Here is a 26,371-nt window from a genome sequence, read left to right as displayed (position 1 = left end):
GACCTGCGGTTTTGCGTCGGCCGCATGGTCCGGGCATACTTTTGCACTGACCAGTCAGTTCAATACGTCGGTTCGCAACAGGGGGCGGTGTGGACGGTGTGCGCGTCACGGCCGGGGGACTCGGGCTCAAGGGGCCGAGGGGGTACGCGTTCCGGGGGGTGGACCTGGACGCGGAGGCCGGGGAGCTGATCGCGCTCACCGGGCCGTCGGGCTCGGGCCGGACCTCGCTGCTGCTCACGCTCACCGGGCGGATGCGGCCCACCGAGGGGGTCGCCGCGATCGACGGTCTGGAGCTTCCCCGGCGGATGCACCGGGTGCGCGGGCTGGCCTCGGTGGCGAACGTCGCCGGGGTCACCGACCTGGAACCGGCCCTCACCGTCGGCGAGCACCTGCGCGAACAGGCGCTGCTCCTGCGCCGGTTCACCGGGACCCCGCGCGCGCTGCCGCGGCCCCGCGCCGAGCGCGCGCGGGAGACGCGCGAGCGGGTGGACGCCGCGCTGGCCGCGGTCGGTCTGGACCCGGACGCGCTGCCCAAGGGCGCCCGCACGGCCGTACGGGATCTGGAACGGCCGCAGGAGCTGCGGCTGTCGCTCGCGCTGGCCCTGCTCACGCGACCCCGGCTGCTCGGCGTGGACGACGTCGATCTGAAGCTGTCGGCCGGGGAACGGGCCGACCTCTGGGCGCTGTTGGGCGCCCTGGCCCGCTCCGGCGTCACGGTCCTGGCCGTCTGCCGGGACGCTCCGGCGGACATCCGCGCCCTCTCCACGGCCCGCCCGGACACCACGACCCATCCGGACACCCCGGACCACCCGAAGGGAACCGCCCCCGATGCGCACGCCCAGCCTCGCCGCGCTTGAGCTACGGCGTTTCGCGCGGGGCAGGCTGCCGCGCGCCGCCCTCGTCGCGCTGCTGCTGCTCCCGCTGCTCTACGGCGCGCTGTATCTGTGGTCGTTCTGGGACCCGTACGGCCGCCTGGACCGCATCCCCGTGGCCCTGGTGAACGACGACAGGGGTGCCGAGGCGGGCGGACGAAGGCTGAACGCGGGCGACGATCTCGTCGCCGGGCTGCGCGACAGTCACACGTTCGAGTGGCACGAGGTTTCGGCGGCCGATGCCCGCAGAGGTGTCGAGAACGGCAGCTACTACCTCTCCCTCACGATGCCGTCGGACTTCAGCAGCCGTATCGCCTCCAGCGCGGGCGAGAACCCGGAGACCGGCGCGCTCCAGGTGCGGACGAACGACGCGAACAACTACATCGTCGGGCAGATCTCCCGCACGGTGTTCGCCGAGATCCGCTCGGCCGCGTCCACCAGGGCGTCCCGTACGTTCCTGGACCGGATCTACGTCTCCTTCGCCACACTGCACGACCGCACGCTGACGGCCGCCCAGGGCGCCGACCGGCTCCGCGGCGGCATCGGGAAGGCCGAGAACGGCTCGCGGGACCTGGCCGACGGCCTCAAGGACGCCGAGGACGGCAGCGGACGGCTCTCCAAGGGGCTGCGGAAACTCGACACCGGTTCCGGCGACCTGGCCGACGGTTCCCGCCGGGTCGCGGACGGTACCCAGGCGCTGGCGCGGACCGTGGACGGTGTGTACGCCACGGCGGGCCCGTTCCTCAAGGACAACCGGAAGACCATCGGGGACGCCGCACGTCTGGTCTCCGACTCCGCCGGGGCGGTCCGCCGCGACCTGGGCACCCTGGTCCGGCTGGCGCCCACCGCCAGGAAGACCGCGCACACCGCCCTGGACACGCTCAACGGTGTCTACGCGGCCCGCTGCACCGACGCCCCGCTGCCCGACCCGGCCTGCCCGGACCTCGACAAGGCCCGCCGGGCGGCGGCCGACACGGCGGCGGTCGCGGACGACCTCACCACACTGATCGCGGACCAGGGCGGCGACCTGGCCACCCTGCGCGAGAACCTCGGCACGCTCCAGAAGCGGGCCGACGCGCTCGCCGCCCGCGCACCCCGTCTGCACGAGGACGTGGCGGACGCGGTGAAGAAGATCGACGCGCTGAACACCGGCGCCCAGCGGGTCGCCGCCGGGGCGAAGCGGCTGCACACCGGACTGGGCACCGCCTCCGCCGGGGCGACCGCGCTGGACAAGGGCATCGGCACCGCCGCCACCGGCGCCACGACCCTGCACAGCGGGCTGTACAGACTGGCCGACGGCTCCGGGAAGCTCGCGGGCGGCCTGCACGACGGGGCCCGGAAGATCCCCGACTACGACCGTGCCCGGCGCGACGCCCGTACCGGTGTGATGGCCGACCCGGTCCGGCTCGCCTCCCGCGATCTGCACCCGGCGTCCAACTACGGCACCGGTTTCGCCCCGTACTTCATCCCGCTGTCGCTGTGGGTGGGCGCGATGGTGGCGTACATGCTGATCCAGCCGCTGAACCGGCGCGCCCTCGCGGCCGGTGCCCCGGCCCGGCGGATCGCGCTCGCCGGATGGCTGCCGGTGGCCGCCGTGGGCGTGCTCCAGACGGCCGCGCTGATGGCCGTGCTCCACTTCGCCATCGGCCTGGAGATGACGCGTACCGCCGGGACGCTCGGCTTCCTCTGCCTGGTGGCGGCCTGTTTCGCCGCCGTCGTGCAGTGGCTGAACGCCCGCTTCGGCGCGGCCGGGCGCATCCTGGTGCTCGCCCTGCTGATGCTCCAGCTGACCTCGGCGGGCGGCACGTACCCGGTGCGGACGAGCCCCGGCTTCTTCAACGTCCTGCATCCGCTGCTGCCGATGAGCTACGTCGTGGCGGCGCTGCGGCGGCTGATCACGGGCGGCGGGCTCGGCCCGGTGTGGCAGGCGTGCGCGGTGCTGGCGGCGTTCACGGCGGGCGCCCTCGCGCTCACCGCGCTGGCGGCCCGGCGCCGCCAGGTGTGGACCCTGGACCGGCTGCACCCGGAGCTGAGCCTGTGATTCCCGGCGACGCCACCGCGCCCGTACCCCCCGAGGCTCCCCGGCACCCGCGCGCACCTGTGAGAATCGGGGCCATGAAAACGAGCAGGGCCGCGTCCGGAGGCGGCACGCGCCGCGAGGCAACCCGGCAGAAGCTCTACGAGGCGGCGGTGACGCTCATCGCCGAACAGGGCTTCTCCGCCACGACGGTGGACGAGATCGCCGAGCGGGCCGGGGTGGCGAAGGGCACCGTCTACTACAACTTCGCCAGCAAGTCGGTGCTGTTCGAGGAGCTGCTGCGGCACGGCGTGGGTCTGCTCACCGCCTCGCTGCGGGAGGCGGCCGAGCGGACGGCGGCGGCGGGCGGCGGCAAGGTGGACGCGCTCGACGCGATGGTCCGCGCCGGACTGGTCTTCATCGACCGCTATCCGGCCTTCACCCAGCTCTACGTGGCGGAGCTGTGGCGCACCAACCGCGCCTGGCAGTCCACGCTGATGGTGGTGCGCCGTCAGGCCGTCGCCGTCGTGGAGGACGTGCTGCGCGAGGGCGTGGCGGCCGGGGAGTTCAGCGACGAGATCGACATCCCGCTGACGGCGGCGGCTCTGGTCGGCATGGTCCTGGTGGCCGCGCTGGACTGGCAGTCCTTCCAGCCGGAACGCTCCCTGGACGACGTGCACGCGGCGCTGTCCCGGCTGCTCCAGGGCCGGGTCAGCGGGGGCGCCTGACGGCCGTGCGGCCCGGTTCCGCCGCCCCGTGCCGGCGGTACCGGGCCGCACGCCCACTCTCCCGCCCGGGCGGCGGCCCGCCCATCCGTCCGGGTACTCGTTCCGCCCCCTGAGTACGGGTACTCACCGCCACGACGGGGCCCTCCGCCGCCGGGGTTGTCGGTGGTGCTCGGTAAAGTCGCGGTCATGGCACGGATTGCGGTGATCGGCGCGGGAATGGGCGCGATGGCGGCTGCCGCCCGGCTGGCCGTCGCGGGCCACCGGGTGACGGTGTACGAACGCGCGGAGACGTACGGCGGCGCGGTGCGCCGGTTCGAGCGGGACGGGTTCGCCTTCGACACCGGCCCCGGTCTGCTGACCCTGCCCGCCGTGTACCGGGACCTGTTCGTCAAGACCGGCAAGGAGGCGCTGGAGGACGTGGTCGGGCTGGCCCAGGTCGATCCGGCCGCCCGGCACCTGTTCGCGGACGGTACGGCGGTGTCGGTGCCGAACGCCTCGCGCGCGGGCGTGGTCTCCGCGCTGGACGAGGCGTTGGGCGCCGGGGCCGGGCAGCGCTGGGGCGATTTCCTGGTCCGGGCCCGCGAGGCGTGGGACCGCACCCGGCGCCCGCTGCTGGAGGAGCCCCTGTGGCCGAACTGGCGGGTGCTGGCGGACCGGGAGCCGTATCCGGCGGTCCCGCACAAGCGGCTGCTGCGCACCCGCCGGGCCGCCACTCTGGACGAGGTGGGCCGCTGGGAGCTGCGCGACGACCGGCTGCGCGCCCTGCTGTCCGGTCACGCGCTCGCGCACGGCCTCGACCCGCGCACCGCCCCCGCGAGCGCGGCCGTCCTGCCGTACATGGAGCACGCGTTCGGCACCTGGTACGTACGCGGTGGCGTCCGGGAGCTGGCCCGCGCGGTGTACGAGCGGTGCCTCGCGCGGCGGGTGGAGTTCGTGTTCGGCGCCGGGGTCACCCGGATCGTGACGGCCGACGGCCGGGCGGCCGGGGTGGAGCTGGCGGACGGCACGCTCGTGGACGCCGATCACGTGGTGGCGGACGTGCACCCGGCCGTGCTGGGCGCGCTGACGGACCGCCCGCTGGACGGGGACGCCGATGTGCGTGCCGGGGCCGGGCCCGCACCCGCCACCCGGTTCACGCTGCTGCTGGCGCTGCGCGGCGCGCGGGAGCCGGGCGCCGTCCACCGCACGGTGGTCCACGCCCCGGACGGAGAGCGGGAGCTGGACCTGCTGGGCTCTCCCGGCGGGGACCGGCCGGTACGGCCCACGGTGACCGTACTGCGGCCCGGCGACCCGGAGTTGGTGCCGGACCGCGACCACGAGTCGGTGGTGGTCTCCGCCGCGCTCTCCACGGACTGGGAGTGGCAGCGGGAGAGCACGGTCGCGGCGTACACCGAACTGCTGCTGGAGGCGGCGGAGTTCGCCGTTCCGGGGCTGCGCGAGCGGCTGCTGTGGCACGAGGTGCGGGGTCCGGGCGAGGTCGGCCGGGAGACGGGGGCGCCCCTCGGGGCGGTGTCCGCGCCCGCGCTGGCGGCGGGCGGCGGGCGGTTCCTGCACCCGGCCAACTCCACACGGCTGCCCGGTCTTCACCGGGTCGGTGGCTGGGCCCACCCCGGTGGCGGACTCGCGCACACGGGCATGTCGGGAGCGCTGGTGGCCGGACTCGTCGTGGAGGGACCGGAGTTCCGCGGCTCCCAGTGAGGCGTAGGGGGGCAGGGGCGGCGGGCGGCGGGTGTGCGGCCGGGGTGGGGACCCCGGCCGCCGCACGGGAAGGCCGCTCGGGAGCGGTGCTCAGAAACGGGGGCGGCGCTCAGAAACGTGGGCGGCGCTCAGAAACGGTACTGCTGCTCGTCGTACCCGGCGCCGTGCTGCTGCTGTTGCCGACCCTGCTGCGCGTCGTAGCCGTAGCCCTGCTGCTCGGGCGGGAGTTCGCCGCCGTAGTTCTCGTCGCCGCGCTGCTGCGGGACCCAGACGCCCTCGGCCGGGGTCTGGTCGTAGCCGCCGCCCGCGTACGGGTCGTGGGCCTGGCCCTGCTGCTGGCCGTACTGCTGCTGGGGGTAGCCGCCGGTGTCGTAGGACGTGCCGTAGGACTGGGCGCCGATGTACGGGTCGGAGTAGTTGGCGTAGCCCTGCTGCGCGCCGGCGTCGTAGCCGTAGCCCTGCTGCTGGTAGGCCGGGTAGTCGTAGCCGTAGGTCTGCTCGCCGGTCTGGGGCTGCTGCTGGGCCTGCTGGGCGGCGGCGTAGGCGCCGTCGCCGTAGACGCCGTAGGAACCGGTGTCGTCGGGCATCGGCTGGGGCTCGTAGACGGCGGTGGTCTCGGCGGCAGCGGCGGGGCGGGCCGGGGTGAACACGTCGTCCCGGTCGTAGTCGTCGTCCTGGCCGGGGTGACCGGACGGCCCGAAGTCGGCGGAGCGGTCCGGGAGTCCGGCGCCCCCGTCGTCGTGGGCGTCGGGCGACGGCGGGAAGCCGTCCGCCTCGGGGTCCTCGTGGCGGTCGGCGCGGCCCCGGCGGCGCTTCTTGCCGCCGCTGTCGGCGTCGTCCGCGCCCCGCTCGGGCCGCTTGACGGCCCAGCCGGACGCGAAGCCGCGCCGGAAGGACAGGGTGACGTAGGTCTGGCCGAGCGCGAAGGCGACCGCGCCCGCGCCGATCACCAGGACGCTCGCCAGCAGCACGCCCGCCACCACACCGAGGAAGCCGCCGAACGCCAGCAACCGCCAGCGCAGCCGCGCCTTGTACTGGAGCAGCACCTCGCTGAGCAGCCAGAGCGCGACGACTCCGAACGCGATGTAGAGGACCGTCAAGCCCATGTACGCCCCTCTCCCAGTTGCCGCTTCGCAGTGTGTCCCAGAGCGGTACGGCGGGTCTAGGCCCGCGAGGTGTGGTGCAGGCCCAGGTTCTCGTAGATTTCCAGGGTCGCCGTGGAGTTGTTCAGCGTGATGAAGTGCAGACCGGGCACTCCCTCGGCCAGCAGCCGGGCGCAGAACTCCGTGGCGAAGTCGATACCGAGGGAGCGTACCGCCGCCGGATCGTCCTTGGCTGTGAGCATCCGCTCTTTCAGGGCGTCGGGGAAGGCCGCGTTGCTGAGCCTCGGCAGGCGTTCCAGCATCCGCACGCTGGTGACGGGCAGGATCTCGGGGATCACCGGGGTGTCGCACCCGGCGGCGGCGACCTTGTCGCGCAGCCGCAGATAGGACTCCGGGTGGAAGAACATCTGGGTGATGGCGTAGTCGGCGCCCGCGCGGCACTTGTCCACGAAGTGCCGGACGTCGGTGTCCCAGTCGCCGGAGCGCGGATGCATCTCCGGGAACGCGGCGACGCCCACACAGAAGTCGCCCGACTCCTTGATGAGCCGGACCAGTTCGGCCGCGTACGTCAGTCCGGTGGGGTGGGCCACCCAGTCGCCCATCGGGTCGCCGGGCGGGTCGCCGCGCACCGCGAGCATGTTGCGGATGCCCGCGTCGGCGTACTGCCCGATGATGTTGCGCAGTTCGGCGACGGAGTGGTCCACGGCGGTGAGGTGGGCGACCGGGGTGAGGGTGGTGTCCGCGACGATCTGCTCGGTCTCCCTGACCGTGGTGGCGCGGGTGGAGCCGCCCGCGCCGTAGGTGACGGAGACGAAGTCGGGCGCGACGGCCTCGACCCTGCGCAGCGCGTTCCACAGGTTCCGCTCGCCCTGGGCGGTCTTCGGCGCGTAGAACTCGAAGGAGTACGTCGTCTTGCCGGACAGGAGGATGTCCCGCACGGTGCGCGCGCGGTCGGTCCTGGTGGACGGGGTTCCGAGGGCCATAACGGCAGGTTAGCCAGGGGGGCGCGGTCACCCAACCGGACGGCGGGTATTTGCCCGGATTGCCGGACGGGTGTCCATCCCTTGGGACGCCCGCCACGCGGGTGCCGCGTCCCGGCCGTGTTACGCCGTGCGCAGCCGTTCCGCGAACTCGGCCGCCGCCGCGCCGGGGTCGGGGGCCTCGGTGAGGGCGCGGACCACGACGACCCGGCGGGCGCCCGCGTCGAGGACCTCGTCCAGGGTGTCGAGGCCGATGCCGCCGATGGCGAACCAGGGGCGGTCCGTGCCGAGGGCGGCGGTGTGGCGGACCAGGCCGAGTCCGGGGGCCGGGCGGCCGGGCTTGGTGGGGGTGGGCCAGCAGGGGCCGGTGCAGAAGTAGTCCACGCCGTCCTGGACGGCGGCGGCCTCGGCCTCCGCCGCGCTGTGCGTGGAGCGGCCGATCAGGACGTCCCGGCCGAGGATCGCGCGGGCCGCGGGCACCGGGAGGTCGCCCTGGCCGAGGTGGAGGACGGCGGCTCCGGCCGCGTGGGCGACGTCGGCGCGGTCGTTGACGGCGAGCAGCTTGCCGTGCCGGGCGCAGGCGTCGGCGACGACCCGGAGGTGTTCCAGTTCCTCGGCGGCCTCCATGCCCTTGTCCCGGAGCTGGACGATGTCCACGCCCCCGGCGAGGACGGCGTCCAGGAACCCGGCGAGGTCGCCGCGCTCACGGCGGGCGTCCGTGCACAGGTAGAGACGGGCGTCGGCCAGCGCGGAGCGGGCGGCGTCGGACATGCGGGCGGTCCCCCTGGGTGGTCGGTGTGCCGGAGGCGGCCCTCCGGCCGGTGCCGTGGTGGTCACCGGCCGGGTGGGCCGCCCGCTCGGCGGTCGGTCAGACGGCGAGCGCCTGGGCGCGGCGCTTCACCTCCGTGCCGCGATTCTCGCTCAGGGCCTGGGCCGGAGTGCCGGGCAGGGTCGGGTCGGGCGTGAACAGCCACTCCAGCATCTCTTCGTCCGTGAAGCCGTCGTCCCGCAGGAGCGTCAGGGTGCCGGTGAGGCCCTTGACGACCTTGTCGCCGTCGATGAAGGCGGCGGGGACGTGCAGCGCGCGGTTCTCGCCACGGCGTACGGCGATCAGCTGGCCCTCCTTGACCAGCTGCCGCACACGTGTCACCTCGACATCGAGCTGTTCCGCGATGTCGGGGAGGGTGAGCCAGGCAGGGACGAGAGCGTCGGTCTTCGTGTCAATCTCGGTCACGGGAACAAGCCTGCCATCCCGCACCGACAGTCGGAAGCCGGGCACCGCCACCAGGAGTGCTCCGGCCCTCCCCCGGCGAGCACTGCGGGCGTCCCCCGGCGAGGACTCCGGCTGTCCCCCGCGCCCCCGGACACGCCCCTGGGACCCACCCCCGGGGCCCACCCCCGGCCACCCCCGGGGCTCACCCCAGGGCCGCGTCCTTCAGCGGGCGGGACGGGTCCGTGAGGACGCCGTCGTCCACCGGGCGCCCGGACTCGATCAGCCGCCGTCCCTGGGCGAGGTCGCGCGGTCGGCCCACGGCGAGCAGCGCCACCAGCCGGTCCCCGCGCAGCCAGCACACCGACCAGGCGGGCCCGTCCGGCTCGCCCCGCCACACCAGCCGGTCGGCGTCCGCGTGGTGTCCGGCGTACTGCACGAAGCGGCCGAACTGCTCGGACCAGAAGTACGGCACCGGGTCGTAGACCGCCGGGGTCTCGTCCAGGATGTTCGCGGCGACCGTGCGCGGCCCCTGGAGGGCGTTGTCCCAGTGGTGGACGAGCAGCCGGGTGCCGTAGCGGGCGGACGGGAAGGAGACGCAGTCACCGACCGCGTACACGTCCTCGGCGGAGGAGCGCAGCCCCGCGTCGGCCAGCACCTCGCCCTCCGCGCCCAGCTCGATCCCGGACCCGGCCAGCCAGCCGGTCGCGGGGCGGGCGCCGATGCCGACCACGACGGCGTCGGCGGGCAGCCGGGTGCCGTCGTCCAGGACGACCCCGCCGCCCCCTCCGCCCCCTCCGGGCCCGCCGGGCTCGACGCGGGTCACCCGTGCGCCGGTGCGCAGGTCGGCGCCGCTGTCGGCGTACCAGGCGGCCATCGGGGCGGCGACCTCGGCGGGGAGCGCGCCCGCGAGCGGCCGGTCGGCGGCCTCCACGACGGTCACAGCGCAGCCCGCCTCACGGGCGGCGGTGGCGAACTCGGCGCCGATCCAGCCCGCGCCGACCACCACGACGGTGTGCCTGCGGGCCAGCACCGGGCGCAGCCGTTCGGCGTCGTCCAGGGTGCGCAGCAGATGGGTGCCGGGGACGCCCGCGGTGCCGGGCAGCCGCAGCGGCTCGGCGCCGGTGGCCAGCACCAGGGCGTCGTACGGGACCGGTCCGGCCCCGGTGTCGAGGACGTGCTCGGCGGGGCGGACCCCGAGCGCGTCGCAGCCGAGCCGCAGCTCGATGCCGAGGGAGTCGAAGTCCACGTCGAAGGCGGAGCCGTCGGACTTGCCGAGCAGGACGGCCTTGGAGAGCGGGGGCCGGTCGTAGGGCTGGTGGGGTTCGGCGCCGATCAGGGTGATGTCGCCGGTGAAGCCCTGTTCGCGCAGTGCCACCGCCGTCCGCACCCCGGCCATGCCCGCACCGGCGACGACCACCCGCCGCACCCGTCCCGTTCCCGCCGCACCCGCCGGGGCTGTCTGCTCGCTCACCTGATCACCATAGACACCTGACGAAAAGTCAGTCAGGGGGCGTGACCGTGACCTGTTCCACACCACCCCGTACGGGGCCGCCGGGGGCGCTCTTACGGGCCTCCGGCGGCCGGGGCTAGGCTGGCGGGCGTACACGCACTCGCGGGAGCCCGGCGCACCGGGCTGAGAGGGAGGCTGGCGGCCTCCGACCGTACGAACCTGATCCGGGTCATGCCGGCGAAGGGAGGGGCTGGACGCCCATGCCGTCACGTACGTACGACGTCCTCGTGGTCGGAGGCGGGATCATCGGTCTGGTCACGGCCTGGCGGAGCGCGCGGCGCGGGCTCGCCGTGGCCGTGGTGGACCCCGAGCCGGGCGGCGGGGCCGCGCGGGTCGCCGCCGGGATGCTGGCCGCCGTCACCGAACTGCACCACGGCGAGGAACGCCTCCTCGCCCTCAACCTGGAGTCGGCCCGCCGCTACCCGGCCTTCGCCGCCGAGCTGGCCGAGGTCTCCGGGCAGGATCTCGGATACCGCCGCTGCGGCACCCTGGCCGTCGCCCTCGACGCCGACGACCGCGCCGACCTGCGCGAACTGCACGCCCTCCAGCTCCGCTGCGGGCTGGACGCCGACTGGCTGACCGGCCGGGAGTGCCGACGGCTCGAACCGATGCTGGCGCCCGGTGTGCGCGGCGGGCTCCGGGTGGACGGCGACCACCAGATCGACCCCCGGCGGCTGGCCACCGCGCTGCTCACCGCCTGCGAGCGGGCCGGGGTCGCCTTCCACCGGGCGCGCGCCGAGCGCCTCGACGTGCGCGGCGGCCGGGCCACCGGGCTGACCCTCGCGGACGGGTCCGCGCCCGGCGCCGGGCAGGTGGTGCTGGCGGGCGGCGCGTTCAGCGCGCTCCTGGACGGAGTCCCGGAGGAGGTGCGGCCCCCGGTCCGCCCGGTGAAGGGCCAGGTGCTGCGGCTCACCGTGCCCGCCCGGTACGCGCCCTTCCTCAGCCGGACCGTGCGGGCCGTGGTGCGCGGCAGCGGCGTCTATCTGGTGCCGCGCGAGAACGGCGAGCTGGTGATCGGCGCGACCAGCGAGGAGCAGGGCTTCGACACCACGGTCACCGCCGGGGGCGTGTACGAGCTGCTGCGCGACGCCCACGCGCTGCTGCCCGGCATCACCGAGCTGCCGCTCACCGAGACCCGCGCGGGGCTGCGTCCCGGCTCGCCCGACAACGCCCCGCTGCTCGGGCCGTCCGGCCTGGACGGGCTGCTGCTCGCCACCGGCCACCATCGCAACGGGGTGCTGCTGACGCCGGTCACCGGGGACGTGATGGCCGAGACGCTGGCCGGGGGCGCCGTCCCCGCCGTGGCCCGCCCGTTCGCCCCGGAGCGCTTCCGTACCGCACGCCCCGCCGCACGTCAGGAGCAGCACGCATGACCACCACGGGTACCGACTCACCCGGCGCGGCGGTCGCCGTGTCCGTGAACGGGCGGCTCCGGCGGCTCGCGCCGGGCACCGCGCTGGACGCCGTGGTCCGCACCCTGACCGCCGCGCCCTCCGGGGTGGCCGCCGCCGTCAACGAGACCGTCGTACCGCGCTCGCGCTGGGCCGGTACCGCGCTCGCCGACGGCGACCGGGTCGAGGTCCTCACCGCCGTGCAGGGGGGCTGAACCGTGGCCGACGATCCCTTCGTCCTGGGCGGGCTGACGCTGAACTCCCGGCTGATCATGGGCACCGGCGGCGCCCCCAGCCTCGACGTGCTGGAACGCGCTCTTGTCGCCTCCGGCACCGAGCTGACCACGGTGGCCATGCGGCGCATCGACCCCGGTACGCACGGCTCCGTCCTCTCCGTGCTGGAGCGGCTCGGCATCCGGGTCCTGCCCAACACCGCGGGCTGCTTCACGGCGGGCGAGGCGGTGCTCACCGCCCGGCTGGCGCGGGAGGCGCTCGGTACGAGCCTGGTCAAGCTGGAGGTCGTCGCCGACGAGCGGACCCTGCTGCCGGACCCGGTGGAACTCCTCGACGCGGCGGAGATCCTCGTGGACGACGGCTTCACCGTCCTCCCCTACACCAACGACGACCCCGTCCTCGCCCGGCGCCTCGAAGACCTCGGCTGCGCCGCCGTCATGCCCCTCGGCTCCCCCATCGGCTCCGGCCTCGGCATCCGCAACCCGCACAACTTCCAGCTCATCGTCGAGCGCGCGAGCGTCCCGGTCATCCTCGACGCGGGCGCCGGTACGGCCTCCGACGTCGCCCTCGCCCTGGAACTCGGCTGCGCCGCCGTCATGCTGGCCTCCGCCGTCACCCGCGCCCAGCGCCCGGAACAGATGGCCGCGGCGATGCGCCACGCGACGATCGCGGGTCGTCTGGCCCACCGGTCCGGCCGAATCCCCCGCCACCACTACGCCGAACCCTCCTCCCCCGCGTCGGGTCTGGCCGCCCTGAACCCGGAGCACCCGGCCTTCTGACAGCCCGGGGGTGCGTCACAGGTCTGCTGCAAGCGGGACGAGTGGTCCGCGGGCGCTCTTAGACTCGGTGGGTGGACACGACCCTTCAGGACCCCCTCGTCGGAAAGGTGCTCGACGGCAGGTATCGCGTCAAGGCACGGATCGCGATGGGGGGGATGGCGACGGTGTACCGGGCGGTGGACACCCGGCTGGACCGGGTGCTGGCGCTCAAGGTGATGCACCCGGCACTGGCGGCGGACCGCTCCTTCGTGGACCGGTTCATCCGGGAGGCGAAGTCGGTGGCGCGGCTGGCGCACCCGAACGTGGTGCAGGTCTTCGACCAGGGCGCCGACGGGTCGTACGTCTATCTGGCGATGGAGTACATCGCGGGCTGCACCCTGCGGGACGTGCTGCGCGAGCGCGGCGCGCTCCAGCCGAGGGCCGCGCTGGACATCCTGGAACCGGTGCTGGCCGCGCTGGGCGCCGCGCACCGGGCGGGTTTCGTGCACCGGGACATGAAGCCGGAGAACGTGCTGATAGGGGACGACGGCCGGGTGAAGGTCGCCGACTTCGGGCTGGTCCGCTCGGTGGACGCGGCGACCGCCACCACCGGCGCGGTGCTGGGCACCGTGTCGTACCTCGCCCCGGAGCAGATCGAGCGGGGCGGCTCGGACGCGCGGGTGGACGTGTACGCGTGCGGTGTCGTGCTGTACGAGACGCTGACCGGCGGCAAGCCGCACACGGGCGAGTCGGCGGCGCGGATTCTCTTCCAGCACGTGCACGAGGACGTGCCCCCGCCCTCCGCGCTGGTGCCGGGTCTGCCGTACGCGCTGGACGAGCTGGTCGCGGCGGCGACGGCGCGGAACCCGGAGATCCGCCCGGCGGACGCGGCGGCGCTGCTCGGCGCGGTCCTCGCGGCGCGCGCCACGCTCACCCCGGAGCAGCTGGACGCCGTACCCCCGCAGGCGCTGGCCGCCGGGCACGACAACGCGGAGGACCGGACGAGCGTGATCCCGCGCTCGCCGACCGTGCCCCGCCCGCTGCCGGTGAACGAGCCGGGCGGGCCGGACGAGGCACGGACGGGTGTGCTCCACACCAGCCTGCTGGAGAGCGGCCCGGTGCCACCGGCCGCCCGGCGGCGGGCGCCCCGGCGCGGGGTGCTGACGCTGGTGGTGGCGGTGCTGGTGGCGCTCGGTCTCGGGGCGGGCGTCTGGTACATCAACTCGGGCCAGTTCACGAAGGTCCCGCCGGTGCTGGGGCGGTCCGAGGAGCAGGCGCGGGCGCGGCTGGCGGACACCGGGCTCGGGGTGCGGCAGACACGCCGGGAGTTCAGCGACACGGCAGCGCGCGGCACGGTGATCAGCACCGACCCGGCGGCCGGGGCCCGGATTCGGGGCAACGGCTCGGTGACGCTGGTCGTGTCGCGCGGACCGGAGATCGTGAAGGTCCCGGACCTGGGCGGGCTCGCGCTCACCGAGGCACGGCAGCGGCTGAAGGCCGCCGGGTTCGAACCGGGCATGGTGAGCCGGGAGTTCAGCGACGACGTGGACCGGGACCAGGTGATCGGCACCGACCCGGCGGCCGGTACGGAGCGGCACGCGGGCTCGGCCATCGCGCTGAAGGTGAGCAAGGGCGCGCGGGTGGACGTGCCGGACGTGACCGGTGAGGATCTGGCGGACGCCCGGAAGGAGCTGGCGGACGAGGGGCTGAAGGTCGTCGTCGCGCCGGAGCGGGTGAACGCGGACGCCGACGCGGGCCAGGTGGCCCGGCAGAGCCCGGCGGGCGACGCGGAGGCGGCCGAGGGCGACACGGTGACGCTGACCTTGTCGAAGGGTCCGGAGCTGGTGGACGTCCCGGAGGTGACCGGTTCGGACGTGGACGACGCGGAGCGGAAGCTGAAGGACGCGGGCTTCGAGGTCAAGGAGGACCGGGGGCTGTTCGGTCTCTTCGGGGACACCGTGAAGCGGCAGTCCCCGGCCGGGGGCGACCGGGCGCCCAGGGGCTCGGTGATCACGCTCACCATCCGCTGAGGCCGGGGCGGGGTGTCCGGCGTGACACCCTGGACGGGTGAGCATCGAGCGCCCCCGCACCCCGGCCGGCCACCCCGCCGAACGTCCCCGGATCCCGGCCGGGATCTCCCGGAACCCGGTCGGCGGTCACGTCCCGGTGGCCGGTGGTCTGCACTCCGTCGGCCTGTCGTACGCCCGTGAGCTGGACGCGGAGACGGTGCAGGTGTTCGTCGCCAACCCGCGCGGCTGGGCCACCCCGGCGGGCAACCCGCGCCAGGACGAGGCGTTCCGCGCGGAGTGCGCCGAGCGCGCGGTCCCGGCGTACGTGCACGCGCCGTATCTGATCAACTTCGGCTCGCACACCGAGGCGACGGTGGACAGGTCGGTGGAGTCGCTGCGGCACTCGCTGCGGCGCGGCCGGGAGATCGGGGCGCTCGGGGTGGTGGTGCACACCGGCAGCGCGACCGGCGGCCGGGACCGCGAGGTGGCCCTCAAGCAGGTGCGGGCGCGTCTGCTGCCGCTGCTGGAGGAGCTGACCCACGACGACGACCCGTTCCTGCTGCTGGAGTCCACGGCCGGGCAGGGCGCCTCACTGTGCTCGCGGACCTGGGACTTCGGGCCGTACTTCGACGCCCTGGACGCCCACCCGAAGCTGGGCGTCTGCCTGGACACCTGCCACGTGTTCGCCGCCGGGCACGACCTGACCGGGACGCACGGCATGCACCGGACGCTGGATCTGCTGGTGGAGACGGTGGGCGAGGGGCGGCTGAAGCTGATCCACGCCAACGACTCCAAGGACGTGGCGGGCGCGCACAAGGACCGGCACGAGAACATCGGCGCCGGGCACATCGGGGAGGACCCGTTCCGGGCGCTGATGACGCATCCCGCGACCGAGGGCGTCCCGCTGGTCATCGAGACACCGGGCGGCAGGGAGGGGCACGCGGCGGACGTGGCCCGGCTGAAGCGGCTCCGGGACGGCTGAGCGACCGCGCCGCCGACGAGCCCCGCCGCCGGACGGCCCCGGGGTCACGGGTTCAGAGACCCGGCCCGTCCTCCGGTCCCTCCTGGTAGGAGTACCGCTGCTCCCGCCACGGATCGCCCACGTTGTGGTAGCCGCGTTCCTCCCAGAAGCCGCGCCGGTCGGCGGTCATGTACTCCACGCCCCGGACCCACTTGGGCCCCTTCCAGGCGTAGAGGTGCGGGACGACCAGGCGGACCGGGAAGCCGTGTTCGGCGGTGAGGAGTTCGCCGTCCTTGTGGGTGGCGAAGATCGTGCGGTCGGTGGTGAAGTCGGCGAGCCGCAGGTTGGCGCTGAAGCCGTACTCCGCCCAGACCATGACGTGGGTGACGTCGGGCGCGGGCGGGGCGAGGGCGAGGACGGCGCGGGCGGGGACACCGCCCCACTCGGCGCCGGTCATGCTGAACTTGGTCACGCAGTGCAGGTCAGCGACGACCGAGGCGTGCGGGAGTGCGGTGAACTCCTCGTGGGTCCAGGCGTGTTTGCCGCCGTCGGCGGTGGCGCCGAACACCCGGAAGTCCCAGCGTTCGGGACGGAATCTGGGCACCGGGCCGTAGTGGGTGACCGGCCAGCCGCGCTGGAGCCGCTGCCCCGGCGGAAGCTCTGACGTCGCCGCGAATCCCGACTCGCGCTCCACCGGATGCCCCATGTCTCCATCCTGACAGAACTCGGGGCATCTCCCGACCACCCCACGACCAAGCGGACAACTCACCGCAGGACGCACATTGGCGGTAAGTCTTGACTTACTGGACGATCTTCGCGTGCAGTGCAATCATGCGGGCGCCATCGACCGCCATCAGGTGCCCGTAAGGAGCCTTCGCATGCAGGGCGACCCCGAGATCATCGAGATGCTCAACGAGCAGCTCACCGCCGAACTCACCGCCATCAACCAGTACTTCCTGCACGCCAAACTGCAGGACCACAAGGGCTGGACCAAGCTCGCGGCCTACACCCGCGCCGAGTCGTTCGACGAGATGCGGCACGCGGAGATCCTGACCGACCGCATCCTGCTACTGGACGGGCTGCCGAACTACCAGCGCCTGTTCCACGTGTCGGTGGGCCAGACGGTGACGGAGATGTTCCGCGCCGACCGGCAGGTCGAGGTGGAGGCGATCGACCGGCTGCGCCGGGGCATCGAGCTGATGCGCGAGAAGAACGACATCACGTCGGCGAACATCTTCGAGGCGATCCTGGCCGACGAGGAGCACCACATCGACTACCTGGACACGCAGCTCGAACTCGTGGACAAGCTGGGCGAGGCGCTCTACCTCTCGACGGTCATCGACCAGAGCCAGCCGGACGCCTCGGGACCGGGCACGGGCGGTTTCTCCACCCACTAGCGGCCCACCGGGCGGGGGCGCTCAGGCGGCGTCGTCCAGCCGGGCCAGCACGGGCGGGCGGCGCTCGATCAGTTCGCGGCGGGGGCAGGCGCCCCGGCCGAGCAGTGCCTGGATGCGCCGCACGCAGCCGCCGCAGTCGGTACCGGCCTTGCAGGCCGAGGCGATCTGGCGGGGTGTGCAGGCGCCGTCCTCGGCATGCTGCCTGACCTGCGCCTCGGTCACGCCGAAACAACTGCAGACGTACACGCGGGTCACCTCCCGAGGGGGTCGCTCACCCCTCCGTATCTCGGTGAGGCAAACCTAACCTTACCCAGCGGGCGGGGTCCGGAAAAGCGGTACGGGGCGCGGATCGTCTGTGATCCGCACCCCATCCGCGTGCTCGGGGCCCCGGTGCGCCCGGAGCGGCCGGTTCACTGGTCCCGGTACATCTCCGCCACCAGGAACGCCAGGTCCAGGGACTGGCTGCGGTTGAGGCGGGGGTCGCAGGCCGTCTCGTAGCGCTGGTGCAGGTCGTCCACGAAGATCTCGTCGCCGCCGCCCACGCACTCGGTGACGTCGTCGCCGGTCAGCTCGACGTGGATGCCGCCGGGGTGGGTGCCGAGCGCCTTGTGGACCTCGAAGAAGCCCTTGACCTCGTCCAGTACGTCGTCGAAGCGGCGGGTCTTGTGCCCGGAGGCCGCCTCGAAGGTGTTGCCGTGCATCGGGTCGGTCACCCAGGCCACGGTGGCGCCGGACGCGGTGACCTTCTCCACCAGCTCGGGCAGCTTGTCGCGGACCTTGTCGGCGCCCATCCGGACGATGAAGGTCAGCCGCCCCGGCTCCCGCTCGGGGTCGAGCCGGTCGATGTAGGCGAGCGCGTCCTCGACGGTGGTCGTCGGGCCGAGCTTGATGCCGATCGGGTTGCGGATGCGGGAGGCGAACTCGATGTGCGCCCCGTCGAGCTGCCGGGTGCGCTCGCCGATCCACACCATGTGCCCGGAGACGTCGTAGAGCTGTCCGGTGCGGGAGTCCACACGGGTGAGCGCCGACTCGTAGTCGAGCAGCAGCGCCTCGTGCGAGGAGAAGAACTCGACGGTCTTGAACTCCTCCGGGTCGGTGCCGCAGGCCCGCATGAAGTTCAGCGCGCTGTCGATCTCGCGGGCGAGCTGCTCGTAGCGCTGGCCGGAGGGCGAGGAGCGCACGAAGTCCTGGTTCCAGGCGTGCACCTGGCGCAGGTCGGCGTAACCGCCGGTGGTGAAGGCGCGGACCAGGTTCAGCGTGGAGGCGGAGGCGTGGTACATCCGCTTGAGCCGCTCGGGGTCCGGGATGCGGGAGGACTCGGTGAAGTCGAACCCGTTGACCGAGTCGCCCCGGTAGACGGGCAGGGTGACGCCGTCGCGGGTCTCCATCGGCTTGGAGCGGGGCTTGGAGTACTGACCGGCGATCCGGCCGACCTTCACCACCGGCACCGAGGCCGCGTAGGTGAGCACCGCGCCCATCTGGAGCAGGGTCTTGAGCTTGTTGCGGATGTGGTCGGCGGAGACGCCGTCGAACGCCTCGGCGCAGTCGCCGCCCTGGAGGAGGAACGCCTCTCCCCTGGCGACGGCCGCCATCCGGGCGCGCAGCTGGTCGCACTCGCCCGCGAAGACGAGCGGCGGATACGACGCGAGGTCCGCGATCACTGCGCGCAGAGCCTCGGTGTCGGGGTACTCGGGCTGCTGCGCCGCGGGCAGGTCTCGCCAGGTGTTGTCGGCGCCGGGGCCGGTCTTAGCGTTCACGGTCACCTCTCAAACCTTACGGGGTCGCATCGCCGTCTCTTGACCCGGACCGACTGGTGAGACGCGGCGGTCACCCTGTGGACGCGGACTGCGGTAGGGTCGGCCTCATGTACGTGCCGTCGCTCCTGAACTGGTGGTGGACCGCTCCCCCGGCGGCCCGCTGACTGCGCGTATCCACACTCCGCGAAGGCCGCCCGAGAGGCGGCCTTCGGCGTTTTCCGGGGCTGTTCCTCCCGTCCGGTGACTTCCGCGCTCCCACCCCGGCAAACGGAAGAGGACCCCGCCCATGCGACTGGCAGAGCAGCACCCGGCACAACGGCTGGCACGGCTGGCCGACGACGACCGCCCCTTCGCCCTGCTCCACCGGCGCCTGCCGGGCCGGGACGATCACCCGGTGGAGGTACTGACCGGCCCGGTCTCCGTCCGCGAGCGGCTGGCCGAGCTGCCGGACGGCGGGCTCGCGCTGGTGCCGTTCCGGCAGATCCGCGAGCGCGGTTTCGACGTCCGCGACGACGGCACCCCGCTGCTGGTGCTGGAGCCCGAGGAGTCGTACGAGATCCCGGCGGCCACCGCTCTGGCCGCGCTGGAGGACCGGGCGGTGCGGGTCGAGGGCGGCGGCTTCGACGTGGACGACGAGGCGTACGGCGCGATCGTGCGGCGGGTGCTGCGGGACGAGATCGGGCGGGGCGAGGGCGCGAACTTCGTGATCCGGCGGACCTACCGGGGCCGGATCGAGGGGTTCTCCCGACGGGACGCGCTCGCGCTGTTCCGGCGGCTGCTGGCGGGCGAGCGGGGCGCCTACTGGACGTTCGTCGTGCACACCGGGGAACGCACGCTGGTCGGGGCGAGCCCGGAGGCGCACGTCCGGATGTCCGGCGGGACGGTGGTGATGAACCCCATCAGCGGGACGTACCGCTATCCCGAGGGCGGGCCCACCCCGGAACACCTGCTCGGTTTCCTCGCCGACGCCAAGGAGCGCGAGGAGCTGAGCATGGTGGTGGACGAGGAGCTGAAGATGATGTGCACCGCCTGCGACATGGGCGGGGTGGTCGTCGGGCCCCGGCTGAAGGAGATGGCCCACCTCGCGCACACCGAGTACGAGTTGCGCGGCCGGTCCACGCTGGACGCGCGGGAGGTGCTGCGGGACACGATGTTCGCGGCGACGGTGACCGGTTCGCCGGTGCAGAACGCGTGCCGGGTGATCGAGCGGTACGAGCCGGACGGCGGGCGCGGCTACTACGCGGGCGCGCTGGCCCTGCTGGGCCGGGACGCCGGGGGCGCGCAGACGCTGGACTCCCCGATCCTGATCCGCACCGCCGACATCGACGCGGACGGAACGCTCCGGGTGCCGGTCGGGGCGACCCTGGTGCGCGGCTCGGACCCGGCGGGCGAGGTGGCCGAGACGCACGCGAAGGCGGCGGGCGTGCTGGCCGCGCTGGGGGTGCGCCCCGGCCGTCCGGCGGCGGAGCGGGAGCGGCCCCGGCTGGACGGCGACCCCCGGGTGCGGGCCGCGCTGGACGGGCGGCGGGCGGCACTCGCGCCGTTCTGGCTGCGGATGCGGGAGCGGCCGTCGGCGGTGGACGGGCACGCCCTGGTGGTGGACGGCGAGGACACCTTCACCGCGATGCTGGCGCACGTGCTGCGCTCGGGCGGTCTGGAGGTGACGGTACGGCGCTTCGACGCGCCGGGGCTGCGGGAGGCGGTGCGGGCGCACGCGGGCCCGGTGGTGCTGGGGCCGGGTCCGGGTGACCCCTCGGACCCGGCGGACCCGAAGATGCGGTTCCTGCGGGCGCTGGCCGCCGAGGTGATCGCCGGGCACCGGCAGGGGGTGCTCGGGGTGTGCCTGGGGCACGAGCTGATCGCGGCGGAACTGGGCCTGGACGTCGTCCGCAAGCGGGTGCCGTACCAGGGGGCGCAGACGGTGGTGGACCTGTTCGGGCGGCCGGAGACGGTCGGCTTCTACAACAGCTTCACCGCGCGCTGCGACGACGACGCGGCCCGCGAGCTGGCCGCCCACGGCGTGGAGGTGGCCCGCGCGGCGGACGGCGAGGTGCACGCGCTGCGCGGACCGGGGTTCGCGGGGGTGCAGTTCCACCCGGAGTCCGTGCTGACCCTGAACGGCGCGGAGCTGCTGCGGGAGCTGGTCGAGGGGGTGCGGACGGGGGCGCGGGCGCGCGGTTGAGGGGTGCGGCGGCCGTGCCCCGGACACCTCGGGGCACGGCCGCGGTGGCGGGTCAGCCGAAGAAGACGCCCGCCTCCTCGTACAGCGCGGGGTCCACCGTCTTGAGGCGGGCGGTGGCCTCCGTGATGGGGACGCGGACGATGTCGGTGCCGCGCAGGGCGACCATCGCGCCCCAGTCGCCGTCCCGGACGCAGTCGATGGCGTGCAGGCCGAACCGGGTGGCGAGCCAGCGGTCGAAGGCGCTGGGGGTGCCGCCGCGCTGGATGTGGCCGAGCACGGTGGTGCGGGCCTCGCGGCCGGTGCGCCGTTCGATCTCCTTGGCCAGCCACTCCCCGATCCCCGACAGCCGCACATGCCCGAACGAGTCCAGCGTGCCGTCCTTGAGGTGCACGTCCCCGTCCCTGGGCATCGCCCCCTCGGCGACGACCACGATCGGGGCGTACGAGGCCCGGAACCGCGAGGTGACCCAGGCGCACACCTGATCGACGTCGAAGCGCTGCTCGGGGATGAGGATGACGTTCGCGCCGCCCGCGAGCCCGGAGTGCAGGGCGATCCAGCCGGCGTGCCGTCCCATGACCTCGCAGACCAGGACCCGCATGTGGGACTCGGCGGTGGTGTGCAGGCGGTCGATGGCCTCGGTGGCGATGTTGACGGCGGTGTCGAAGCCGAAGGTGTAGTCGGTGGCGGACAGGTCGTTGTCGATGGTCTTGGGCACGCCGACGCAGGGGATGCCGTACTCCTCGTACAGCCGCCCGGCGACGCCGAGGGTGTCCTCGCCGCCGATGGCGATCAGCGCGTCCACGCCCAGTTCGGCCAGGTTCTCCCGGACGCGGCGGGCGCCGTCCTGCTGTTTGAGGGGGTTGGTGCGCGAGGAGCCGAGGATGGTGCCGCCGCGGGGCAGGATGCCCCGTACGGCCGGGATGTCGAGGCGGACGGTGACGCCTTCGAGGGGGCCGCGCCAGCCGTCCCGGAAACCGGTGAAGTCGTAGCCGTACTCCTGGGTGCCCTTGCGGACGACGGCCCGGATGACGGCGTTGAGTCCGGGGCAGTCGCCGCCTCCGGTGAGCACTCCGACCCGCATGGAAACGTCCTTTCGCCGCGGTTGCCTGACGCTCACTCACGGTAAGGGTGATGCGGGTCACACGGCGAGCGGTGCGCGGGGCCGGTTTCGGGGAAATCGGCCGACTTCCCCGGTCGCCCTCCTCCGCCCTCGTCCTCGGTCGTCGTCCTCAGTCGTCGTCGAGGCCGCGCTCGATGGCGTAGCGGACCAGTTCCACCCGGTTGTGCAGCTGGAGCTTGCCGAGGGTGTTCTGCACGTGGTTCTGGACCGTGCGGTGCGAGATGACCAGGCGTTCGGCGATCTGCTTGTAGCCGAGGCCCTTGGCGACCAGGCGGAGCACCTCGGTCTCCCGGTCGGTCAGCCGGGGCGCGCCGGGCTCCCCGGCGTCCGGGGCGGGGGCGGGCTCGGCGGCCAGCCGCCGGTACTCCCCCAGGACCAGCCCGGCGAGGCCGGGGGTGAACACCGGGTCCCCGGCCGCCGTACGGCGCACCGCGTCCAGCAGCTCGGCGGTCGAGGCGGACTTCACCAGGTAGCCGGTGGCCCCGGACTTCACCGCCTCCAGCACGTCCGCGTGCTCACCGCTCGCGGACAGCACCAGGACCCGCAGGGACGGGTCGTGGGCGATCACCTCGCGGCACACCTGGACGCCGGGCTTGGCGGGCAGGTTGAGGTCGAGCACCATGACCTGCGGGGCGACGGCCCGGGCCCGGCGGACCGCCTGCTCACCGTCGCCCGCCGTGGCGACCACGTCGAACCCGGCCTCGTCCAGGTCGCGGGAGACCGCGTCCCGCCACATCGGGTGGTCGTCCACCACCATCACCCGGACCGGCTCCGCCGCCGTGCCGTCCGTGCCGTTCGTGCCCTCGCCGCCCGTGCTCATCGCCGTTCCCTCCCGCCCGGCGCCGGGGCGCCCCTGGGTACCTTCAGTTCCACTTCGGTGCCCTGGCCGGGCACCGAGATCAGCTCGGCGGTGCCGCCGAGGTCGCGCAGCCGCCCCCGGATGGACTGGGCCACGCCGAGGCGGCCCTCGCTCTCCGCGTGGGCGAGCCGCCCCTCGGGGATGCCGGGGCCGTCGTCCCGTACGGTCACGACCACCGCGTCCGGCTCGTCCTCCACGAGAATCCAGGCCCGCGCCTCCGGCCCGGCGTGCCCGCGTACGTTGTCCAGCGCGGCGCCGACGGCGGCGGCCAGCTCACGGGCGACCGGCGCGGGCAGCGGCACCGGGGCGCCCGGCTCGGCCAGGCTCACCCGCGCCCCGACCCGTGGCGCGAGCAGCGTCCGCAGGTCAACCGGCCCGTCGCCGGGCTCCTCGTCGGGCTCGTCCAGCTCCCGTACGAAGGCGCCCGCCTCGGCGTCCTCGGAGAGGCGGGACACCGGGAGCAGCCCGCCGGAGACCAGGGTGCGCAGCGCGGCCTCCTGCTCCCCCGCCATCCGGCCCAGCTCGGCCGCCTCACCGCCGATGACCGCGCCGCGCCGCTGCACCATCGCCAGCACCTGGAGGACGCTGTCGTGGATGTCCCGCGCCAGGCGCTCGCGTTCGCGGGTCGCGGCCTCGATCTCCAGGGCGCGGGCGAGGGTGCGCTCGGAGGCGCGGGCGACCTGGACGACGTAGCCGATGGCGAGGGTGGCGACCCAGACGAGGGCCACGTTGTGCAGGGTGTCCAGGGCGGGGGCGCCGCGCTCGACGAGGTTGGCGGCGGCGACGGCCGTGGAGCCCACGGCGGCCCAGCGCCAGCCGCCCTTGATGGCGAAGGCCAGCACCGAGCCCGCCGTCCAGATCGACGGCAGCGTCGGCCCCCCGGACGCGATCCGCTCGGGGGCGTCCACCAGCGGGGTCAGCAGGATGCCGCCGACGGCGACGGTCAGGTCGGCGGCCAGGAACCGCCGGGTGCAGCTCGCGGCGCTGGAGACGCGGGGCAGGGTGGCGAGCGTCCACACCACCAGGACGGCGTAGTAGGCGGCGGCGATCCACGGGCGGTGCAGCCGGTCCCAGACGACGGCGCTCAGCCCGATGGCGTAGAGCATGGTGAGCACGCGGTATCCGGCGAGCGCCCGCCACAGCGGCAGCTCCACGGACATGCGCATGACGCGTACGCGCTTGGGCACGGCCCCCGCCTCCCCCTGCTCCCCCGGCCCCCCGGCCGCTACTCCGGCCGGTCGGCCCGCTCCGCCTGCTCCGCCTGCTCCGCCTGGGCCCTGTCGGCCTTCTGCGCTTCCTTCTCGGCCTTCGCCGCGTCCGCGATCTGGCGCTTGGCGGCGGTGGCGTAGATGTCCACGTACTCCTGGCCGGAGAGCTTCATGATCTCGTACATGACCTCGTCGGTCACCGCCCGCAGGACGAAGCGGTCGTGCTCCATGCCCTGGTAGCGGGAGAAGTCCAGCGGCTCGCCGATCCGGATGCCGGGCCGCATCAGCTTGGGCATCACCTTGCCGGGCGGCTGGATCTTCTCGGTGTCGATCATCGCCACCGGGATCACCGGGGCGCCGGTGGCCAGCGCGACGCGGGCCAGGCCGCCGGGCTTGCCCCGGTAGAGACGGCCGTCGGGCGAACGGGTGCCCTCGGGGTAGATGCCGAACAGCTCGCCGCGCTCCAGCACCTCTATGCCCGACCTGATGGCCGCCTCGCCCGCGCCGCGCGCGCCGGAGCGGTCCACCGGGAGCTGGCCCACGCCCTTGAAGAAGGCGGCCGTCAGCCTGCCCTTGACTCCGGGGGTGGTGAAGTATTCGGCCTTGGCGATGAACGTGACCTTGCGGTCCAGGACGATCGGCAGGAAGAACGAGTCCGAGAAGGACAGGTGATTGCTCGCCAGGATCGCGGGCCCCTCGGCCGGAATGTGCTCCAGACCCTCGACCCAGGGCCGGAAGGCGACCCGCAGCGGAGCCCCGATGGCGACCTTCATCGTGCCGTACAACACCCGTGTGCCTCTCGTTCGCGTCGGTCAGACCTTAACCCGGAGTGCCCCCAATGAGCCCGACGACCCTGGTCGGTGTCAGTGCGGTCGCGTACGGTGAACCACATCCGCCCGTACGTCCGCCGTACGTCCGCCCGCAGCGCACGCCTCCTCGGCGCCGGGCGACGGGGCGACCCCGACAGGAACAGGAGCCCGCAAGGTGCCGGTTGTCCCCGGAGCCGAGCCGTACCGCCACGAGGGCGGTGAGGTGGGGGTGCTCCTCTGCCACGGTTTCACCGGCTCGCCCCAGTCGCTGCGCCCCTGGGCGGAGCACCTCGCGGCGCACGGCCTCACCGTGTCCCTGCCGCTGCTGCCGGGCCACGGCACCCGCTGGCGGGACCTCCAGCGCACCGGCTGGCAGGACTGGTACGCCGCGGTGGACCGCGAGCTGCGGCAGCTCGCCGACCGCTGTTCCACCGTGTTCGTCGCCGGGCTGTCGATGGGCGGCGCGCTGGCGCTGCGGCTGGCCGCGCTGCACGGCGACCGGGTCGCCGGGGTGATCGTCGTCAACCCGGCGAACAAGGTGCACGGTCTCGCCGCGCACGCCCTGCCGGTGGCCCGGCACCTGATCCCGTCCACCAGGGGCATCGCCAGCGACATCGCCAGGGGCGGCGGCGAGGAGCTGGGGTACGACAGGGTGCCGCTGCACGCGGCGCACTCGCTGCGGCGGTTCCTGAGCCGGGTGGACACCGAGCTGCCGGGCGTCACCCAGCCGCTGCTGCTGCTGCGCAGCGCGGTGGACCACGTGGTCCCGGCCGCCGATTCGGCCCGGGTGCTGAGCCGGGTGTCGTCGGCGGACGTGTCGGAGATCGTGCTGGAACAGAGTTACCACGTGGCGACGTTGGACCACGACGCGGACCGGATCTTCGAGGAGAGCCTCGCCTTCATCGGCCGGCTCGCACCCCGTGTCGGCAAGGAAGGGACGGCCGCAGTTGGCTGAGCACGACTCCGACCGCGAGGACCGCGAGCCGGAAGAGCAGGGTGTGCCCTTCGACGAGAAGGCCGCCTGGCAGGCGATCGTCGCGGGGTACGGCGAGGAACCGCCGGACCCGCCGGGCGCCCGCCCGTTCCGTCCGGTGACCGATCTCGCGCTGCCCGAGCGGGATCTGCCCGCGAGCGGCTCCGACGCGCCGGGCGCGCCCGGTGCTCCGGGCTCCCCCGGCGCCTCGGACGACGCTGACGAACCGCCCCGTACGGCACGGCCGCTGGGCAGCTCGGTCGCGTTCGCACCCGGTGTCGGGCCGCGCGACCACAGCGCGCCGGAACCCTCGGACGACGACTTCGACGAGGACGACGAGGGCCACTTCGAGCCGCCCGAGCCGCCGCCGCTGCCCGAGGCCGACACCACCGCCAAGTTCGCCTGGCTCGGTGTCGTCGGCGGGCCCGTGCTGCTGCTCCTCGCGGTGGTGCTCGGCTGGGACATGACGTGGTGGCTGGCGCTCGCCGGGGTCGGCGGCTTCCTCGGCGGCTTCGTCACGCTGGTGACGCGGATGCGGACCGACGAGGACGAGGACGACGATCCGGGGCGCGGCGCGGTGGTCTGACCGCCC

At 74.1% G+C, this 26,371-nt stretch carries 26 protein-coding genes and 1 riboswitch; of the genes, 14 read left to right on the top strand and 12 right to left on the bottom strand.

What is annotated here, in order from left to right; all coding sequences use genetic code 11:
- Positions 1–89: 89 nt before the first annotated feature.
- From KUM39_RS14740 to KUM39_RS14725, 4 genes are all read left to right on the top strand, one after another.
- On the top strand, positions 90–857 hold the full coding sequence (locus KUM39_RS14740) for an ATP-binding cassette domain-containing protein (RefSeq protein ID WP_217786071.1): 768 nt from the start codon (positions 90–92) through the stop codon (positions 855–857).
- A complete protein-coding gene (locus KUM39_RS14735; RefSeq protein WP_217786070.1) occupies positions 829–2,913 on the top strand; it encodes a YhgE/Pip family protein in 2,085 nt (694 codons plus the stop codon). Before KUM39_RS14740 ends, KUM39_RS14735 begins: the two co-directional genes overlap by 29 nt.
- Before the next feature lie 74 nt (positions 2,914–2,987).
- On the top strand, positions 2,988–3,617 hold the full coding sequence (locus tag KUM39_RS14730; protein ID WP_217786069.1) for a TetR/AcrR family transcriptional regulator: 630 nt from the start codon (positions 2,988–2,990) through the stop codon (positions 3,615–3,617).
- A 186-nt stretch (positions 3,618–3,803) separates the two neighbouring features.
- Positions 3,804–5,315 carry a phytoene desaturase family protein gene (locus tag KUM39_RS14725; RefSeq protein ID WP_217786068.1) on the top strand — a complete coding sequence of 504 codons (1,512 nt, stop codon included), beginning with the start codon at positions 3,804–3,806 and terminating at the stop codon, positions 5,313–5,315.
- 128 nt (positions 5,316–5,443) lie between these two features.
- On the opposite strand, the gene KUM39_RS14720 is transcribed toward KUM39_RS14725, so the two are convergent.
- The 5 genes from KUM39_RS14720 to KUM39_RS14700 all read right to left on the bottom strand — a co-directional run bounded on the left by KUM39_RS14720 (position 5,444) and on the right by KUM39_RS14700 (position 10,082).
- Positions 5,444–6,421 carry an SCO2102 family sporulation regulator gene (locus tag KUM39_RS14720; protein ID WP_217786067.1) on the bottom strand — a complete coding sequence of 326 codons (978 nt, stop codon included), beginning with the start codon at positions 6,419–6,421 and terminating at the stop codon, positions 5,444–5,446.
- 56 nt (positions 6,422–6,477) lie between these two features.
- Positions 6,478–7,401, bottom strand: a complete 924-nt coding sequence (gene metF, locus KUM39_RS14715) for a methylenetetrahydrofolate reductase [NAD(P)H] (RefSeq protein ID WP_217786066.1) — start codon at positions 7,399–7,401, stop codon at positions 6,478–6,480.
- Between the two features lie 120 nt (positions 7,402–7,521).
- A complete protein-coding gene (gene thiE / locus KUM39_RS14710; RefSeq protein WP_217786065.1) occupies positions 7,522–8,169 on the bottom strand; it encodes a thiamine phosphate synthase in 648 nt (215 codons plus the stop codon).
- 97 nt (positions 8,170–8,266) lie between these two features.
- Positions 8,267–8,632: an Rv2175c family DNA-binding protein gene (locus KUM39_RS14705; RefSeq protein WP_217786064.1), complete on the bottom strand. Its 366-nt coding sequence runs from the start codon at positions 8,630–8,632 to the stop codon at positions 8,267–8,269.
- Between the two features lie 181 nt (positions 8,633–8,813).
- Positions 8,814–10,082 (bottom strand): NAD(P)/FAD-dependent oxidoreductase, encoded by a 1,269-nt coding sequence (locus tag KUM39_RS14700; protein WP_308288135.1) that lies wholly within the window; start codon positions 10,080–10,082, stop codon positions 8,814–8,816.
- A 131-nt stretch (positions 10,083–10,213) separates the two neighbouring features.
- Positions 10,214–10,324, top strand: a riboswitch (TPP riboswitch).
- Between KUM39_RS14700 and thiO the strand changes: the two genes are divergently transcribed.
- The 5 genes from thiO (at position 10,322) to KUM39_RS14675 (ending at position 15,495) form a co-directional block, all read left to right on the top strand.
- Entirely contained in the window at positions 10,322–11,494 is a 1,173-nt protein-coding gene (gene thiO, locus KUM39_RS14695; RefSeq protein ID WP_217786063.1) for a glycine oxidase ThiO, read from the top strand. It overlaps the preceding riboswitch by 3 nt.
- Entirely contained in the window at positions 11,491–11,727 is a 237-nt protein-coding gene (gene thiS, locus KUM39_RS14690) for a sulfur carrier protein ThiS (protein ID WP_217786062.1), read from the top strand. Before thiO ends, thiS begins: the two co-directional genes overlap by 4 nt.
- A gap of 3 nt (positions 11,728–11,730) precedes the next feature.
- Complete coding sequence (locus KUM39_RS14685; RefSeq protein ID WP_217786061.1) at positions 11,731–12,525, top strand: thiazole synthase; 795 nt, start codon at positions 11,731–11,733, stop codon at positions 12,523–12,525.
- 71 nt (positions 12,526–12,596) lie between these two features.
- Entirely contained in the window at positions 12,597–14,534 is a 1,938-nt protein-coding gene (pknB, locus tag KUM39_RS14680) for a Stk1 family PASTA domain-containing Ser/Thr kinase (RefSeq protein WP_217786060.1), read from the top strand.
- 91 nt (positions 14,535–14,625) lie between these two features.
- Positions 14,626–15,495 carry a deoxyribonuclease IV gene (locus tag KUM39_RS14675; protein ID WP_308288137.1) on the top strand — a complete coding sequence of 290 codons (870 nt, stop codon included), beginning with the start codon at positions 14,626–14,628 and terminating at the stop codon, positions 15,493–15,495.
- Positions 15,496–15,547: 52 nt separating this feature from the next.
- Here the strand turns inward: KUM39_RS14675 and KUM39_RS14670 are convergent, their stop codons facing one another.
- On the bottom strand, positions 15,548–16,180 hold the full coding sequence (locus KUM39_RS14670) for a sulfite oxidase-like oxidoreductase (protein ID WP_217786059.1): 633 nt from the start codon (positions 16,178–16,180) through the stop codon (positions 15,548–15,550).
- Positions 16,181–16,352: 172 nt separating this feature from the next.
- Between KUM39_RS14670 and bfr the strand changes: the two genes are divergently transcribed.
- The gene (bfr, locus tag KUM39_RS14665) at positions 16,353–16,871 is read left to right on the top strand and encodes a bacterioferritin (RefSeq protein ID WP_217786058.1); all 519 of its coding nucleotides are present in this window, start codon (positions 16,353–16,355) and stop codon (positions 16,869–16,871) included.
- Positions 16,872–16,892: 21 nt separating this feature from the next.
- On the opposite strand, the gene KUM39_RS14660 is transcribed toward bfr, so the two are convergent.
- Both KUM39_RS14660 and KUM39_RS14655 read right to left on the bottom strand, forming a co-directional pair.
- A complete protein-coding gene (locus KUM39_RS14660; RefSeq protein ID WP_217786057.1) occupies positions 16,893–17,117 on the bottom strand; it encodes a (2Fe-2S)-binding protein in 225 nt (74 codons plus the stop codon).
- Between the two features lie 164 nt (positions 17,118–17,281).
- Positions 17,282–18,634, bottom strand: a complete 1,353-nt coding sequence (locus KUM39_RS14655) for a class II 3-deoxy-7-phosphoheptulonate synthase (RefSeq protein ID WP_217786056.1) — start codon at positions 18,632–18,634, stop codon at positions 17,282–17,284.
- 101 nt (positions 18,635–18,735) lie between these two features.
- Between KUM39_RS14655 and KUM39_RS28790 the strand changes: the two genes are divergently transcribed.
- Both KUM39_RS28790 and KUM39_RS14645 read left to right on the top strand, forming a co-directional pair.
- Positions 18,736–18,792 carry a trp operon leader peptide gene (locus tag KUM39_RS28790; protein ID WP_372455761.1) on the top strand — a complete coding sequence of 19 codons (57 nt, stop codon included), beginning with the start codon at positions 18,736–18,738 and terminating at the stop codon, positions 18,790–18,792.
- Positions 18,793–18,914: 122 nt separating this feature from the next.
- On the top strand, positions 18,915–20,810 hold the full coding sequence (locus tag KUM39_RS14645; protein WP_217786054.1) for an anthranilate synthase family protein: 1,896 nt from the start codon (positions 18,915–18,917) through the stop codon (positions 20,808–20,810).
- Between the two features lie 52 nt (positions 20,811–20,862).
- Here the strand turns inward: KUM39_RS14645 and KUM39_RS14640 are convergent, their stop codons facing one another.
- The 4 genes from KUM39_RS14640 to KUM39_RS14625 all read right to left on the bottom strand — a co-directional run bounded on the left by KUM39_RS14640 (position 20,863) and on the right by KUM39_RS14625 (position 24,785).
- On the bottom strand, positions 20,863–21,891 hold the full coding sequence (locus KUM39_RS14640) for a 6-phosphofructokinase (RefSeq protein ID WP_217786053.1): 1,029 nt from the start codon (positions 21,889–21,891) through the stop codon (positions 20,863–20,865).
- 148 nt (positions 21,892–22,039) lie between these two features.
- Positions 22,040–22,750 (bottom strand): response regulator, encoded by a 711-nt coding sequence (locus tag KUM39_RS14635; protein ID WP_217786052.1) that lies wholly within the window; start codon positions 22,748–22,750, stop codon positions 22,040–22,042.
- Positions 22,747–23,976 (bottom strand): MacS family sensor histidine kinase, encoded by a 1,230-nt coding sequence (gene macS, locus KUM39_RS14630; RefSeq protein ID WP_217786051.1) that lies wholly within the window; start codon positions 23,974–23,976, stop codon positions 22,747–22,749. The genes KUM39_RS14635 and macS overlap by 4 nt, the downstream gene beginning before the upstream one ends.
- A gap of 38 nt (positions 23,977–24,014) precedes the next feature.
- Positions 24,015–24,785: a lysophospholipid acyltransferase family protein gene (locus KUM39_RS14625; protein WP_308288134.1), complete on the bottom strand. Its 771-nt coding sequence runs from the start codon at positions 24,783–24,785 to the stop codon at positions 24,015–24,017.
- 196 nt (positions 24,786–24,981) lie between these two features.
- On the opposite strand from KUM39_RS14625, the gene KUM39_RS14620 reads away from it, so the two are divergent.
- Positions 24,982–25,761: an alpha/beta hydrolase gene (locus KUM39_RS14620; RefSeq protein WP_217786050.1), complete on the top strand. Its 780-nt coding sequence runs from the start codon at positions 24,982–24,984 to the stop codon at positions 25,759–25,761.
- Positions 25,754–26,365: a hypothetical protein gene (locus KUM39_RS14615; protein ID WP_217786049.1), complete on the top strand. Its 612-nt coding sequence runs from the start codon at positions 25,754–25,756 to the stop codon at positions 26,363–26,365. Before KUM39_RS14620 ends, KUM39_RS14615 begins: the two co-directional genes overlap by 8 nt.
- Positions 26,366–26,371: the final 6 nt, after the last annotated feature.

It is taken from the genome of Streptomyces corallincola, from assembly GCF_019104725.1.
GTDB lineage: Bacteria > Actinomycetota > Actinomycetes > Streptomycetales > Streptomycetaceae > Streptomyces > Streptomyces corallincola.
Note: the sequence above shows the minus strand (reverse complement) of the source record. Positions and strands in the feature narration are given on the sequence as shown.